Source organism: Streptomyces fumanus, assembly GCF_014655295.1.
GTDB lineage: Bacteria > Actinomycetota > Actinomycetes > Streptomycetales > Streptomycetaceae > Streptomyces > Streptomyces fumanus.
On record NZ_BNBI01000002.1, the window covers coordinates 140057 to 154472 of the forward strand.

The window sequence follows — 14416 nt, forward strand, 5'->3', positions numbered from 1 at the left end:
GAGGTGATGTGAGGGGCGTGGGACGAGGCGAGGATTCAGCCCACGGCCGCGTAGTCCTCGTACACCTCGTCGTCGAGGGGTACGAGACCGGCCCCCCGCTCGTACTCCGTGCGCGCCGTCTCCAGGAGCCGGCGCCAGGAGGTGACGGTGGGCCGCCGGCGCAGTAGTGCGCGGCGCTCCCGCTCCGTCATGCCTCCCCACACGCCGAACTCGACGCGGTTGTCCAGCGCGTCGGCCAGGCATTCGGTCCGCACCGGGCATCCGGTGCACACCGCCTTGGCCCTGTTCTGCGCTGCTCCCTGAACGAACAGTTCATCCGGATCGGTAGTGCGGCAGGCGGCCTGCGCACTCCAGTCGGTTACCCAGCCCATACCGGCGCCGTCCTCTCCCGAATCGAGGCTCCCCCACGGCGGCAGCGGCATATTCACCGCCGCCAGTTGAGGACGTTACGGAAGGTGGGCACAGCGCAACACCCCCTTCGGGCCCAATCTTGAATGGCCCGAACGGACTATGGGGAAGCGGCAGATCACCCGGGGGAGTGAGCTGGCGACATGCGTGACGAACCCGGCATCGGCCTCGTTTCCGGTGCGCCACAACGGACACCGCACGACACTCAAGGCGGATTCGGACACGTGCTTCACACGCTCCGGTAAGCGCCCCCGTGCTCCAACACGCCCCTCCGGACACCCGGCCGAAAAAACTTCGAACGGACCGGAACGATTCGATGCCGCGGGACGTATTGATACATGGCCGTACTGCTGTGACAGTCGAGAGCAGCTTAGGCCAAGGCATATACGTGTGTCCGGCGAATGAGAACGTAGGCTGCCCCCATGGCAAAGAACCGCTCGGGCGGTGGTCTGTCACCCACGCAGCAGGCCGCCAAGTTCCTCGGTGTCAGTGTGCTCGCGGGAGCCGTCCTGGCGGGCATCGCGCTGCCCGCGGTCGGCGCGCTGGGCCTGGCCGCGAAGGGTTCGGTGGAGAGTTTCGACGAGCTGCCGGCCAATCTGAAGACACCGCCGCTGAGTCAGCGCACCACCATCCTCAACGCCAAGGGCGGCACCATCGCCACGGTGTACTCGCGCGACCGCACGGTGGTCGCGCTGAAGGACATCTCGCCGTACCTGCAGAAGGCGATCGTCGCGATCGAGGACTCGCGCTTCTACCAGCACGGGGCCATCGACCTGAAGGGCGTACTGCGCGCGCTGAACAAGAACGCGCAAAGCGGCGGCGTCGCCGAGGGCGCGTCCACCCTCACCCAGCAGTACGTGAAGAACGTCTTCGTGGAGGAGGCCGGCGACGACCCGACGAAGGTCGCCCAGGCCACCCAGCAGACCCTCGGCCGCAAGATCCGCGAGCTGAAGTACGCGATCCAGGTCGAGGAGGAGCTGGGCAAGAAGAAGATCCTCGAGAACTACCTGAACATCACCTTCTTCGGCCAGCAGGCGTACGGCGTCGAGGCCGCCGCCCAGCGGTACTTCTCCAAGCACGCCAAAGACCTCACCCTCCCCGAGTCCGCCCTCCTGGCCGGCATCGTCCAGTCGCCGAGCCGCTACGACCCGGTGAACGACGAGGCGGAGGCCGTCAAGCGCCGCAACACCGTCCTCCAGCGCATGGCCGAGGTCGGCGACATCTCCCAGGCGGAGGCCGCCGAGGCGCAGAAGGCACCGCTCGCCCTGAAGATCAGCCGCCCGAAGAACGGCTGCATCACGGCCGTCGACGGCGCCGGCTTCTTCTGCGACTACGTCCGCGCGGTGTTCCTGAGCGACCCGGTCTTCGGCAAGACCAAGGAGGACCGGGCCAAGATCTGGAACCAGGGCGGCCTGACCATCCGTACCACCCTGGACCCGCAGGCCCAGGAGTCCGCCCAGGCGTCGATCAAGCAGCACGTCAACCAGGCCGACGACGTGGCCACCGCCGCCACCATCGTGGAGCCCGGCACCGGCAAGATCCTCGCCATGGGCCAGTCCCGCCCGTACGGCTTCGGCAAGAACGAGACGCAGATCAACCTTTCGGTCGACGCCTCCATGGGCGGCGGCGCCGGCTACCAGCCTGGTTCGACGTTCAAGCCGATCGTCGCCGCCGCCGCGATCGAGGGCGGCACCCCGGCGACGAAGACGTACTCCTCGCCGTACGAGATGGAGTACCCGAGCCCGATCCGGGCCTGCGACGGCAAGAACTGGGTGAACTCCGAGGGCGCCAAGCTCACCAACGAGAACGAGTCGGAGCGCGGCCCGTACGGCATGAAGGAGGCGACCGCGAAGTCGGTCAACACCTACTTCGTGCAGTTGATCGCCGACATCGGCATCTGCCCGGTGACCGAGATGGCGAAGAAGATGGGCGTCGAGCGCGCCGACGGCCGCACCATGGACCAGGCGCCGTCCATCGCCCTGGGCACCCAGGAGATGTCGCCGCTGACCATGGCCGGCGCGTACGCGGCCTTCGCCTCGCGCGGCATGTACTGCACGCCGATCGCCATCGAGTCGATCAGCCAGCGCGTCGGCCAGCAGAGCAAGTCGCTGGAGGTCCCGAAGTCGACCTGCTCGCGGGCGATGTCCGAGAACACCGCCGACACGATCAACACCCTCCTCAAGGGCGTGGTCGAGGACGGCACCGGCACCCAGGCCGGCCTGGACAGCCGCCCCAGCGCGGGCAAGACGGGTACCACCGACTACCGGTACGCCGCCTGGTTCGTCGGCTACACGCCGAACATGGCCGGCGCGGTCTGGGTCGGCGACCCCGCGCACAAGCGCCAGATGGTCGACATCAGCATCGGCGGCACCTGGCACGCCAAGGTGTACGGCGGTGAGGTCCCCGGCCCGATCTGGCGCGACATGATGAGCGGCGCGCTGGAGGGCAAGGACGCCCCCGACTTCAACCAGGTCGACATCCCCGACGGCACCGCCGACCGCAACCCGGGCGGCGGCGGCAACGACGACGGGGGCAATGGGGACGACGGCAATGGCAACGGCAACGGCAACGGGGGGACCGCCAACGGGGGTGCCACCGGCGGCATCGGCGGCGGGGACACCGGCGGCGGGGACGGTGGCGCTACCGGCGGTGGAGACGGCGGTGACGGTGGCGGAGACGGTGGCTTCGACTGGGGGGACCTGTTCCAGGGGATGACCAACGGCGGGAACGGACCCGGAGGCGGCCCCGGAGCCGGCCCCGGGGGACGGGGCTGAGCCACCCCGGCCTCCGACGACCGCGAACCAAAGGGGGCGGTCCCTCACTCCCGAGGCGGGGAGTGAGGGGCCGCCCTTATTGACGGCTGTGCGGCTTTGACGGCTGTGCGACGCTCAGCCGGGTTGATGGCTGTGCGGTGGCTCAGCCGGATCGATGGCCGTACGACTCTCAGCCGAATCGATGGCTGGGCGGCGGCTCAGCCGGACGATGCCTGCGCGGCGGCACAGCCGGACCGATGCCTGCGCGGTGGCTCAGCCGGCGAGCAGCTTCTTCACCGCCGCGGCGACCCGGCCGCCCTCCGCCTGCCCGGCCACCTTCGGGCTCACGATCTTCATGACGGCGCCCATGGCCCGGGGCCCCTCCGCCCCGGCGGCCTTCGCCTCCTCGACGGCCTGCGCGACGATCGCGTTCAGCTCGTCGTCGGACAACTGCTTGGGCAGGTACGCGGCCAGCACCTCGCCCTCGGCCTTCTCCCGCTCGGCCTGCTCGGCCCGACCACCCTGCGCGAACGCCTCGGCGGCCTCCCGCCGCTTCTTCGCCTCCCGGGTGATCACCTTCTGCACCTCGTCGTCGGAGAGCTCGCGCTTGGTCTTGCCCGCGACCTCCTCCTTGGTGATCGCGGCGAGCGTCAGCCGGAGCGTCGAGGAGCGCAGCTCGTCGCGCTCCTTGATCGCGGCGTTGAGGTCATCCTGCAGCTTCGACTTGAGCGTGGTCATGCGATCGATTGTCGCAGGTACGGGTGGCCGGCCGCCCTTCTTATTCACCGCACGCCGGCCGGGTGCCGAAACCACGCGCGCCGACCGGGACTTAAGCCCCCCGCGGCGGCTCCCGGCCCGCCGCCATCTGACACGATGGCGGTATGCGCGCGCGATACGGAGTGCCCCTGTCCATCGCGGCGGCTGGAGCCGCCGGTCTGGTCTACGCCGCGGGCTTCGAGGCCCGTTCCTTCCGCCTCCGGCGGGTGACGGTCCCCGTCCTGCCCTCCGGGGTGCGTCCCCTGCGCGTGCTCCAGGTCTCCGACATCCACATGGTCGGCGGCCAGCGCAAGAAGCAGCGCTGGCTGCACTCCCTGGCCGGCCTGCGCCCCGACTTCGTGATCAACACCGGCGACAACCTCTCCGACCCCGAGGGCGTCCCGGAGGTCCTGGACGCGCTGGGCCCGCTGATGGAGTTCCCGGGCGCGTACGTCTTCGGCTCCAACGACTACTACGGCCCCCGGCTCCGCAACCCCGCCCGGTACCTGGTCGAGAAGCTCCAGGGCAAGCACGGCCTGAACGGCAACCCGCCCGCCAAGGACGTCGTCCACAACCCGTGGGAGGACCTGCGGGACAGCTTCGACGCCGCGGGCTGGCTGAACCTCACCAACACCCGGGGCACCCTGAAGATCGACGGCGTCTCGGTGGAGCTGACCGGCCTGGACGACCCGCACATCAAGCGGGACCGGTACGCGGAGGTGGCCGGCGGCCCGTCCCCCTCGGCCGACTTCTCGATGGGCGTGGTGCACGCCCCGTACCTGCGCGTCCTCGACTCGTACGCGGCGGACGGCTACCCCCTGATCCTCGCCGGCCACACCCACGGCGGCCAGCTCTGCGTCCCCTTCTACGGCGCCCTGGTCACCAACTGCGACCTGGACACGGACCGCGTGAAGGGCCTGTCCACGCACACCGCGGAGGGCCGTACGTCCTACCTCCACGTCTCGGCGGGCTGCGGCACCAACCGCTACACGCCGGTACGGTTCGCCTGCCCACCGGAGGCGACGTTGCTGACGCTGGTGGGCCGGGAGCAGTAGGCGGACGGTCCGGAGGGCGGACGACCGCCGCCCTCCCCCTCCCTCCCCCCCATCCAGCTCACCCCGATCGCCCCTTTTACCCCCTTTTCCTACCGTGGGGGCATGACCGCACCGATACCCAGGGACATCCCGGACCTGCCCGCGGTCCCGGGCCCGCCCGCGCTCCTGCCCGCCCCGGTCCCGGCAACGGCCGTACTCCCCCGGGTACGCCGCCCGGCCACAGCAGTCTTCCGCCTCCTGACCGCCCTGCTGGCCATCACCGGCATCGCCCTGGAACTGGCCATGGGCAGCGCCCCCCGGGCCCTGAGCTACTTCACCCTCCAGAGCACGATCATCCTGGCCGCCGTGCTGACCCTGTCGGCCCGCAGCGCCTGGACCGCCCGCCGCCCCCTGCCGCCCGCGGTAACGGGCGCGGCCCTCCTCTACACGGTGACCGCGGCCCTGGCACACCACGCCCTGCTGACCAACCCCGCGAGCCCCTTCGCCGTCACGAGCACCCCGACGGGCTGGCACGCGCTCGCCGGCCACCTCCTCCACACGGCGGTCCCCCTGGCCGTCGTAGCCGACTGGCTCCTCCTCACGCCACCGGGCCGCCTACGCCTCCGCCACACGGCAGCCTGGCTGGCCTACCCCCTGGCCTACCTGGCGTTCTCCCTCACCCGAGGCGAACTCCTCCACCCCGGCACACCGGCCCGCTACCCCTACCCCTTCCTCGACGTCGACGCCCACGGCTACCGCAGCGTCCTCGGCAACGCCCTCCTCCTCGGCCTCGCCGTCTACGCCGTCGCCGCCCTCCTCGTCGCCGCGGACCGCGTCCGCCCGAACCCCCTCCGCCGCCTCCTCTGAATCGGATTTCGTCTCCGGCGCGCGGTGGGCTAAAGTAAACGACGTCGCCGCGACAGCGACGACACTCGGGGTGTGGCGCAGCTTGGCAGCGCGCTTCGTTCGGGACGAAGAGGTCGTGGGTTCAAATCCCGCCACCCCGACGCTGTAGTACCAGGTCAGGGGCCTGATCCACTTAGTGGGTCAGGCCCCTGAGTGGTTTCCGGAGACCTCTTGGGAGAAATCTGGGAGAAGATCTTGGTCGGCTTCTCCCCGATGGATTCGACACCTGCCGCGACCCGCACGTCGGACGGGGCGGCTCAGAGCTGCACGTTCGCGAATCCGATCTACGACACCGCGGCTTTCGGTCCGTCCGCCGCATACGGGTGGACGTATCTGCCCATGCCGCTGCTTCGCCCGCCACGTGAACCCCCGCATCGGACGCGACGACAGCACCGGAACGTGAGCCATGTCGCGGACCGGCCAGCAGACTTCACCGGCACTCACCAGCCACATCGAACTCCACCGACAAATCCAGCCATCCGCGAGATCGAGTTCATCCATGGCGTCAAGGTCCGATCTTCGGAACTGATCACAACTGTGACTTAGCGCTGTGATTTGGCCGCCTGTGGCGGCCCGAACGCTCAGCGGCGGTACCGAGGGCTCGGCCTTCGGGAGTCAGTTGCCGGCCAGGCCCCATGCATCGAGCCCGCCATAGATATGGGCCCTCAGGCAGTGGGGAGCGCTGAAGCCTGAGGCTTCGCCGCGGTAGATGGCGATGAGCGAGTTCTTGCCCCGCCACCAGGTGTCAGCGAGTCCCTGTACTTCGGGTACCGGCTCGAATCCGTCGAGGTTCAGGTCCTCGACAGCGCTGCCTTTGATCTTCGTGATGGTCTTGGCCCAGTAGCCCGCGTGGCTGGCCAGCGCCAGGGCTTCCACCCATCCCTCTGTGCTGGCGTGCAGCGGCGTCCAGTGGTCAGCGTCGATCCCGAACTCACCTCCTGGCCCGATCATGAACCCGTGGGCCATGGAGACGCGACAGCCACCGGCCGAGAACCGCCATCCGTTCGCGGCCGAGCCCTCCGGGGCATCGGCTTCCAGAACGCGCGGGCCGCCTTCGTATTCAGGGGCCGGGGGCAGGGCGAGACCGCCCCAGCGCTCCTGGAAGGCGACAGCCCGGTCGATCTCGGCATCTGGAATCCCTTGCTTGAGCCATGCCTCCCGGAAAGGCTTGAGGTCGCGGCTTGGAACACGCAGCCCGTGTCCCTCGACGAAGTAACGAGCTCGCCGGCTCAAGCCTTCAGGCGCCTGAGGGATCAGCGGCACTCGGGGGTCTGCCGTCACAGTTGCTGCCTCTCGTACGGAGAGGTTGGTGCGGCCGGATGCGGCGGTGCCGACGGCTGCGGAGCGCTGGACCAACGGACGGGGTCGGCGCCGGGGCCGCCGGTTAGCCAGGAACCGTCGCCCAGAGGCACCAGCTCGTACGGGTTGCTCGCCTCGACGGTGAACTCGCCGCTGAGGGTGCCCGTGCGTACGTCGACCAGGTGGTGACGGAACCACTCCTCCTCGTCCTGACTCTCACCGCCCAGGGCGACGATGGCCGTGTCCTCGGTCAGGTAGCCGCCGCTCCATTCCACGAAGGACTCCTCCGGGTCGTACCCGAAGGCTTCGACGGGAAGGGTGAAGAGCACGTCCCCGTTGGGGTGGTCGTGGAAGGCGACGTCCGCCTGCTCGTGGTCCACGGTCATGAACTGGCGCCCAGACGGAGCCAGGTCGATCAGGCAGCGATCCTGCCACGGGTACGTCACGAACTCCGGCTCGCTGTCCGCCCCGACCGTGCCCCGGAGAATGACAGAGCCGTCCTGGCCCTCACCGATGTCGAGGTAGATGCTGCCGTCGACGGGATGCACGTGGTGGAAGGCGCCGTGCCCGACCGTCTCCAGCTCTCGGCGGGCGAGAACCACACCGCTGTCGGCATCGTGCACGACCCACTGGTCCCCGCTCCTGCGGCCCGCCATCGCGTCCGGCCGGTAGACCCACACCGTCCGGCCATCCAAAGACAGCGCACAGCCAGGCCGGTGGCCATGGCGTACGTCAGAGTGCGGTTCGAAGTCCAAGGCCCACATAAGGTCGCCGGCACGCGTGAGGCAGACCACCCCGTTCAGCGTCGTGTACACGACCCGCTCCAGATCCTGCCGGACCACCGACGCTACGACCTCCTCGCCGTCCCGCGGCTGGAAAACCGCTGCGGCCTCCAGCGTCCCGTAGACGCCGGTGCCCACGACGTAGGCGTGGATCCGCCCGTCGCGGAGACGCGTGATGACCTTCGGTGGCGGCTCAGGAATCATCCGCTGAGGCTAACGCCCAGCTCAGGAACCTCAAGAGCTGGGACGGTGTGGGCCCGAGTTGGGAAATGTGACCGAGCACCGCAGTTGGCCCCACTGAGCAACTCCGATGCACAACCACACACCGGTTGCTCAGAACAAGGAGTCCCAGAAGACCTCTTCCGGGTCCGGTTCTTCTGGGTGGAGCATGCAGCGTCTGCAGCGCAGGAGTCCTGGTTCGTTGGTGCCCGAGGCGGCACTCATCCACGGCAGGGCCTCCATGGCGTGTGCGCGCTCGACATCGGCGAGGGTGTCGACGGTCCGGCGGAGCTCCTCCGGTGCGGATTGGTCGGTGAGGCAGAGCCAGCCGACCGCCGCCGACAGACGGGCTTCGGGGGCCTCCGCCCGGTCGTGCCATCGTTCGCGCAGCCAGGTGACAGTCGGCGGGTGCGGGTGGGCCCGAGTGATCTCGGCGGTGGCCAGGAGCAGGGCGGCGCGGACCATGACGTCGCCTTCGGTGGTGAATCCGTTGGCCAAGGCAGTCCGGATGGTGTGGGCGGGATCGGCGGCGGTCGCCAGGACGTAGGCGGCGTCGACGCGGACGGTGGGGTCGGAGTCTCGAAGAAGGGGCAGGAGCGTGGTGGTGGCGGTGGTGATCGCGGCTCGGGCGGCGGCCACCGACCAGCCGGCCGGGTAGCCGGTCACCTCGTAGCCGTAGTCGTCGTGGGTATCGGGGGCGTGGCGCCGGGGATCGTTGCGGTGGAGGAGGAATTCCTCGCGAGAGGCGACGCCGTGGTGCCTTGCACGGGCGGGGCCGGAGAGGACGGCGAGGGCGGCGGTGCGGTGTGGGTGGTGGGCGTTGATGGCGAGGGGAATGAGGAACGGCACAGCGAGGGCAGCGGCGGCCCGGCTGTCGTCGGCGCATAGGCCCCACAGCACACCCGCCGCGTCCGCGACCGGTTCGCCGCCAGCGCGCAGGAGGGAAACCGCCTTTCGGACGTCGTGCCCATGAGGGAAATTACCCCACGGGACGGCATCGAGGTCCAAGCCCTGTGGGGGCTCGGGCAGGATGCTGGCCACCGCCGCCCGCACGTCGAACGGGCCCCCCGAGAACAAGGCCAGGTCCGCCCCGCCCATCACTTCCCGGCACATCTCGAACGTCGGATCGGTCCGCCAGTCCTTCACGTCACACCCCAACCGTCGAATCCCCGGACCTTGATCACGGCTGGCTCGGCAGCCCACCAGAAGCCCCTCGGCGGTGATCCGGCGGCTCGTACGGGGCCACCCATCATTTGCAGGGGCCAACCGGAGGGCTCAACCTACCGAGTTCAGTCACAGGTAGGCACAGGCTAGCTGCAACGCTCAAGGGCCAACGACAGCGCCAAGTCTCAACAACGCAGCGTTAGCGAAGCAAGATCCGCCAAGTACTGCTCTCGTCCGCCAAGTAAAGATCTCGGTCGCAGCGCTGAAGCGGGTCCAACTCCGGGGCTCCCCCCGGGATGCGGGGCATCTACCGGCACTGCATATTTCACGCCTCAGAGCCTGGCAGTCCGCGCCTCCCCGTGGGGCGGGTTCCTCCTGATTGCCCACCCCTCCATCCAGCCGTGGATGTCCGGACGCAGAGAAGGCTTAGCTGCAGTAGCAGCGGGCGAGAACACGGGGCGACGAACAGCCCCCAGCGTCCGAAGTGCACGCATACCTAGCTCCAACAAAGTGCTTGTGCAAGAAGAGCTACATCAACTAAAGTGCATGACAGAGCTGGATGGTCCGATGTGAAGTCCGACCGAAGGAGTCGCCCGGATGAGTGCCCATCTTTCGCCCTGGGCGACCGAGTTGTTCGGCGAGCAGGCCGCAGAAGTACGGAAGAGACTGGGTCAAGCCTTGCGAAACATGCAGGCCAACGCACAGGCAGCGCAGGAGCAGGCCAGCTCGCGAACCAACCACACCTACGGTTCCGCCCGGTGGCAGGGGCAGTACGAGCGGGTACAGGAGGAACTGGAGGACCTGCCGGGGGCAACTCCCGTCAAGCCCTTCCAGTTCCCGTTTGAGCTGATGCTTGTCGGACGCGGCCTGATCTACCCGTTCTCCTACTCGAAGAAGAAGGTGGATGTCCGAACCGCGCGCATCCCTAACGAGTCCCGGCTGGTGAAGGAACTGTTCACCTTCGCGCCGGAGCCACCCGAGGTACAGGGCAGCTTCGACTTCGAGGGCTTTGACGAAGCTGCTCCTGACATTGAGCTGCGCGGCGGTCTCGCCTCGCTACCGCCGGACACTCGTCTCGTCCTCGTGCCCTTTGCATGCAACGCCTCAGGCTTGCTGGAGGCGTACTGGGGCATCGCCGCACTGGGTGAGGGCGGGCGTCTGCAGTGGGAGACGAACCCCGAGCCCCTCTCTCTCCCCAAGGCCGTCACAACGCACGGACAGCACCTGACTGTCATTCCGTTGCAGCCGGCACCGCCTGACCTGGAGCTGACCAGCTTCGACCGCGGCGCGGAGCCCACCCTTACGCTGTCGTCGCGACCGAACGTCGACCGGCAGCGAGACGTTCCGCCGCTGACCGAAGCAGAGCCAGCCGACGACCAGATCAGCGAAGACGATGCGACCCATTGAGCAAGACCTCATCCCGGGCCTGGAAGAGCGGGGCACCACCCCCCGCGCTATCTCCGACGGCTTCGATCCAGCCCGGCTGACCCAAGCCCGGCGACTGGCCGAAATGACGAAAAAGGACGTCGCGGTCGCCCTCGGTGTGACTCCAGCCGCTGTGGGTCAGTACGAGACGGGAGTGTCCCATCCCCGGCCCGACCTCATTCCCCGCCTCGCTGAAACCCTCGGGGTGCCCGCAACCTTCTTCTTGGCCGGTCGCCCGGCAAATCGGCTGGACGCCTCGATGGCCCACTTCCGTAGCCTGCGCAGCACGCCTAAGTCGAAGCGAGAACGCGCCCTTGCCTTCGCTGAGCAGGTATGGGAACTCACCTACGCGCTGGAACTGCGAGTGCAACTGCCACCGGTGGACCTGCCGGGTTTCGCCGGCGGTGAGGTCCACCCGGGCGCAGAACTTTCCACCGACCCAGCCGAGGCCGCACGTGAGCTGCGCCGTCGTTGGGGCCTCGGCGACGGGCCTGTCACCCATCTTGTGCGGCGCATGGAGTCCCACGGAGTCGTTGTCGTGATGCCACCGGCCTCCGACCCATCGGCCGCGACCGTGGATGCCTTCTCCACCCGCGCGGCGCGGCCTCTCGTGATCCTCACTGCCAACCGGGCCGACGATGTCTATCGCCACCGATTCACGGCCGCTCATGAACTGGGGCATCTCGTACTGCACGGTGACGCAACCGGTGACAGTCGCCAGGAGAAAGAAGCTGACGCCTTCGCTGCCGAGTTCCTCACTCCGCGGGCCAGCATCCTGCCGCTGCTGCCCAAGCGTATGGATCTCGCCCGGCTCGCCGAGCTGCGGCGCGTTTGGGGTGTCTCTATCCACTCACTCATCTACCGATGCCGCGAGCTGGGACTGATCTCCGATGCCACCACAAGCCGCGCGTATCAGCGTCTTCGTGCTCTCGAAGGACAACCCGGCTTCGGACCCGAGTCTGTATCCAACTATCCCGGCGAACAGCCTTCGTTGCTGCGTCAAGCCTTTGACCTGGCCGCTGAAGAAGCGGACCTGTCCGTGCCGGCATTGGCACACGAACTGGCCTGGGCACCACAGCGCGTACGCGAACTCATCGGCGTTCAGGAACAGCGGCCGGTGCTACGCCTCGTACGGTGATGTCCAACCTGCGAGGCGCAAGGGCATGAGCACCGGGTCTTGAAGGCCGGCAGGGCCCAACCACCACCCGACGAGCAGCCAAGGGAGCGGCCCTCTAACGGGAGGAACCACGGCCCCGCCTCCCCATCATGAGGCAGTCACGGCATCGCGCGCTCGCAGGAACCGGTCCAAGACAGCGACCGGTGACCTCGGATGCATCCTCCGGCGGGCGTCGAGCGACGCCTCCCACTGCTGGGTCAGGCCGGCCATGAGGCGGCGGCGCATGCCGGGGGTGACGTGGGCGTACCGCGCGGACACTGAGCCGTCGATGTGACCCATGCGCTCGTCCATGAGGACCTTCTCCGTTCCGAGGTCCTCCATGTGGGTGCGGTGGGAGTGGCGCAGGCCGTGGGGGGTGAGACCCCTGGCGATCGGGGCCCAGCAGGAGTCGGCACGGTCCTGAGCGTTGCGGCCGCGGACCGGCACACCTGGCCACGGGGCACCGAGCAGCGGCACGGGACGGGCCTCCTGGGGCGCCTTCTTCGGGTACCAGCCGGAGGTCGCCGGTGTGAACAGCCAGGTGGCGAAGCCGTTGCGACGCCAGTGCGCGGCGTTCTCCGTCGGTGCGCCTCCGCGCACGAAGTTCAGCTCCGCGATGGCCAGTTCCACTCGTGCACGGGTTTCTTCCCGGACGCGCTCCGGGTGGTTCAGGACGTTGGAGACCGTGCCGGTGGAGACTCCTGAGCGGCGGGCGACATCGACGAGTTTGGCACCCTGATGCCCTCCGGTGCGGGCGGTGCCCTGCCCTCGGAAGACGTACCGCTTGCCGTGGCACGGACACGGGGCAGGCTTCGTACGCGCGATGTGGTCGGCGACCAGGGCCGACAGCCAGTCCATCGCGTCGATGGTGCGGTAGCTGTCGTCCTTGGGCGGGCAACGGACCACCTCGCCCGAGTCCAGCTCGTACAACTGGTGCTCCACGCGTATGGCTCCAGGCCGGGCGTACCGGGTCTCCAGTCCGACGATCTCGCCCCACCGCATCCCCGTGTAGCCCTTGAGGACGACGGCGACGAACTCGTCGTCACGGCCGGACAGCAGCGCCGCCCGCTCTGCGATGAGCAGCAAGCCCAGCGGATCGGTGATGACCTTTTCGGGGCCACGGTCGCGGGAGCGGCCGGCGCGTTTGCCACGCCCGCGCCGCTTTGCGGCGGGGTTGGAGGCGATGAGGCCCTCGTCCACGGCGTCTTCCAGGATGAGGTGGAGCGTCGAGCGCCATGTCTTGACGCTGGACGCGGCGTAGGCGGCCTTCTCGCGCTTCTCCCAGGTGTCCACGTCCGAGCGGAGGATGCCGGCGAGGGCCGTGTCGGCGAACACGGGGAGCAGGTGCTCCTCGATGTGACGCCGGTAGTTCTGCATGGTCGAAGCGGCCAGGTCCTGGGCCTCGTACCAGCGGTTGGCGTACTCGCCGAACGTCTCTAGGCCGGCCGACGGGTCGCGCCAGGTGCCACGTCGAATCTTGGCCTCTTCCTCGTCCGCAGCCTGCTTGGCTTCCCGCTTGGTCGCGAACTTGATCACCGTGCCCGTCGGGTCGGCAACCGTGCCGTACTCACCCTTGCTGATCTTGTATCTGCCGCGCCAGTAGCTGCCGCGCTTCTCGGCGTAGCCCACGCCTCGGGTTATCTCCTGTCTGCGGTGTACCGGGTGTTGTCAGACGGCAGTGCCGTACTGGGACCTGCGGGGCGGTCGGGCCCGAAGACGTGGGGCGGGCGAGGTGGTGAGCCCTGCCCGTGAGGTGGCAGGCGCCGGCCTATCGACCGGGCTGGACGGAGGGGTCTGCGTTGATGGCGAGTCGGGTCGCAGGGGGGTTGGCTGCTCGTGCATTCGGATGATCTCGGCAAGGTGTTCGGCGGTGAAGCGGTAGGCGCGGCCGACTCGTGTGTGCGGTATCAAGCGCCGACGCGCCCGGTCCTTGACCCACCAAGCCGAGCAGCCGAGCGTCTCGGCGATTTCCTCGGGGCGGTAGAGGCGGGGCGGAGGGACGTCAGACGGCCTGTGGGGCACGGGCGCGGGCGTGGATTGGTGCAAGGGGGCGGCTCCTGGTCGGGAGGGCGGGGAGGGGCTGCGTGAGCGGCTCAGGCGGCGCCCGGCTCCTGGAGGAGGGCGGCGGGTGACACCTGCAGGGCTGCGGCGATGGCGACGAGGTCGTCGATATCGCATCGCCGTTTGGCGAGTTCGATGCGGGACAGCATCGTGTTGGACATCGGCCGGCCGAGAGCGGTGACACGAGCGGCAAGCTCCCGTTGCGGGAGGTCGCGCTCGATGCGGAAAATTCCCATGGTGCGGGCCACCGTCAATCCTGCGGGTCCTATTCCCAGAGGTCGTGCTGCCATGGCTCCAGTTGTAGCGCGCATTCGGCGGTTTGGTTAACCGGCGATCGTCGGCTATGTTGCGCCGCGCTCAATCGATGAGCGAGGCGGTCGGGGTGCTGCGCAAGGCCGGATCCCGAACGGGCCCCGACACCAGAGAGCCGCTCTAACGTGGGATGTTGTGTTG

13 protein-coding genes and 1 tRNA gene are annotated in these 14416 nt (G+C 68.6%); 6 read left to right on the forward strand and 8 right to left on the reverse strand.

Features of this window, described 5'->3' with window-relative positions:
• Nucleotides 1-35: 35 nt before the first annotated feature.
• Nucleotides 36-371, reverse strand: a complete 336-nt coding sequence (gene wblA, locus IE316_RS04870; RefSeq protein WP_190202869.1) for a transcriptional regulator WblA — start codon at nucleotides 369-371, stop codon at nucleotides 36-38.
• Nucleotides 372-830: 459 nt separating this feature from the next.
• On the opposite strand from wblA, the gene IE316_RS04875 reads away from it, so the two are divergent.
• Nucleotides 831-3182 carry a transglycosylase domain-containing protein gene (locus IE316_RS04875; protein ID WP_190202870.1) on the forward strand — a complete coding sequence of 784 codons (2352 nt, stop codon included), beginning with the start codon at nucleotides 831-833 and terminating at the stop codon, nucleotides 3180-3182.
• Between the two features lie 252 nt (nucleotides 3183-3434).
• On the opposite strand, the gene IE316_RS04880 is transcribed toward IE316_RS04875, so the two are convergent.
• A complete protein-coding gene (locus tag IE316_RS04880; RefSeq protein ID WP_190202871.1) occupies nucleotides 3435-3899 on the reverse strand; it encodes a GatB/YqeY domain-containing protein in 465 nt (154 codons plus the stop codon).
• Between the two features lie 143 nt (nucleotides 3900-4042).
• Between IE316_RS04880 and IE316_RS04885 the strand changes: the two genes are divergently transcribed.
• From IE316_RS04885 to IE316_RS04895, 3 genes are all read left to right on the forward strand, one after another.
• Entirely contained in the window at nucleotides 4043-4972 is a 930-nt protein-coding gene (locus IE316_RS04885; protein WP_190202872.1) for a metallophosphoesterase, read from the forward strand.
• A 102-nt stretch (nucleotides 4973-5074) separates the two neighbouring features.
• The gene (locus IE316_RS04890) at nucleotides 5075-5818 is read left to right on the forward strand and encodes a Pr6Pr family membrane protein (RefSeq protein WP_190202873.1); all 744 of its coding nucleotides are present in this window, start codon (nucleotides 5075-5077) and stop codon (nucleotides 5816-5818) included.
• A gap of 66 nt (nucleotides 5819-5884) precedes the next feature.
• Nucleotides 5885-5958, forward strand: a tRNA-Pro gene (locus tag IE316_RS04895).
• Between the two features lie 514 nt (nucleotides 5959-6472).
• On the opposite strand, the gene IE316_RS04900 is transcribed toward IE316_RS04895, so the two are convergent.
• From IE316_RS04900 to IE316_RS35885, 3 genes are all read right to left on the reverse strand, one after another.
• Nucleotides 6473-7138 carry a hypothetical protein gene (locus IE316_RS04900; protein ID WP_229910198.1) on the reverse strand — a complete coding sequence of 222 codons (666 nt, stop codon included), beginning with the start codon at nucleotides 7136-7138 and terminating at the stop codon, nucleotides 6473-6475.
• Nucleotides 7135-8142 (reverse strand): hypothetical protein, encoded by a 1008-nt coding sequence (locus IE316_RS04905; RefSeq protein WP_190202874.1) that lies wholly within the window; start codon nucleotides 8140-8142, stop codon nucleotides 7135-7137. The genes IE316_RS04900 and IE316_RS04905 overlap by 4 nt, the downstream gene beginning before the upstream one ends.
• Nucleotides 8143-8271: 129 nt before the next feature.
• Complete coding sequence (locus IE316_RS35885; protein WP_268257627.1) at nucleotides 8272-9303, reverse strand: hypothetical protein; 1032 nt, start codon at nucleotides 9301-9303, stop codon at nucleotides 8272-8274.
• Nucleotides 9304-9918: 615 nt separating this feature from the next.
• Here IE316_RS35885 and IE316_RS04915 point away from each other — a divergent pair.
• On the forward strand, nucleotides 9919-10728 hold the full coding sequence (locus tag IE316_RS04915; RefSeq protein WP_190202875.1) for a hypothetical protein: 810 nt from the start codon (nucleotides 9919-9921) through the stop codon (nucleotides 10726-10728).
• Nucleotides 10715-11884 carry a helix-turn-helix domain-containing protein gene (locus IE316_RS04920; protein ID WP_190202876.1) on the forward strand — a complete coding sequence of 390 codons (1170 nt, stop codon included), beginning with the start codon at nucleotides 10715-10717 and terminating at the stop codon, nucleotides 11882-11884. Before IE316_RS04915 ends, IE316_RS04920 begins: the two co-directional genes overlap by 14 nt.
• A 126-nt stretch (nucleotides 11885-12010) precedes the next feature.
• On the opposite strand, the gene IE316_RS04925 is transcribed toward IE316_RS04920, so the two are convergent.
• The 3 genes from IE316_RS04925 to IE316_RS04930 form a co-directional block, all read right to left on the reverse strand.
• Complete coding sequence (locus IE316_RS04925; protein WP_190202877.1) at nucleotides 12011-13531, reverse strand: LacI family DNA-binding transcriptional regulator; 1521 nt, start codon at nucleotides 13529-13531, stop codon at nucleotides 12011-12013.
• Between the two features lie 39 nt (nucleotides 13532-13570).
• Nucleotides 13571-13924 carry a helix-turn-helix domain-containing protein gene (locus tag IE316_RS35305; RefSeq protein ID WP_373311093.1) on the reverse strand — a complete coding sequence of 118 codons (354 nt, stop codon included), beginning with the start codon at nucleotides 13922-13924 and terminating at the stop codon, nucleotides 13571-13573.
• Nucleotides 13925-13995: 71 nt separating this feature from the next.
• Complete coding sequence (locus IE316_RS04930) at nucleotides 13996-14253, reverse strand: helix-turn-helix domain-containing protein (RefSeq protein ID WP_190202878.1); 258 nt, start codon at nucleotides 14251-14253, stop codon at nucleotides 13996-13998.
• Nucleotides 14254-14416 lie beyond the last annotated feature (163 nt).

Coding starts and splice junctions, on each gene's coding strand:
- wblA (WP_190202869.1), bottom strand. CDS start 371: ATGGGCTGGGTAACCGACTGGAGTGCGCAGGCCGCCTGCCGCACTACC.
- IE316_RS04875 (WP_190202870.1), top strand. CDS start 831: ATGGCAAAGAACCGCTCGGGCGGTGGTCTGTCACCCACGCAGCAGGCC.
- IE316_RS04880 (WP_190202871.1), bottom strand. CDS start 3,899: ATGACCACGCTCAAGTCGAAGCTGCAGGATGACCTCAACGCCGCGATC.
- IE316_RS04885 (WP_190202872.1), top strand. CDS start 4,043: ATGCGCGCGCGATACGGAGTGCCCCTGTCCATCGCGGCGGCTGGAGCC.
- IE316_RS04890 (WP_190202873.1), top strand. CDS start 5,075: ATGACCGCACCGATACCCAGGGACATCCCGGACCTGCCCGCGGTCCCG.
- IE316_RS04905 (WP_190202874.1), bottom strand. CDS start 8,142: ATGATTCCTGAGCCGCCACCGAAGGTCATCACGCGTCTCCGCGACGGG.
- IE316_RS04915 (WP_190202875.1), top strand. CDS start 9,919: ATGAGTGCCCATCTTTCGCCCTGGGCGACCGAGTTGTTCGGCGAGCAG.
- IE316_RS04920 (WP_190202876.1), top strand. CDS start 10,715: ATGCGACCCATTGAGCAAGACCTCATCCCGGGCCTGGAAGAGCGGGGC.
- IE316_RS04930 (WP_190202878.1), bottom strand. CDS start 14,253: ATGGCAGCACGACCTCTGGGAATAGGACCCGCAGGATTGACGGTGGCC.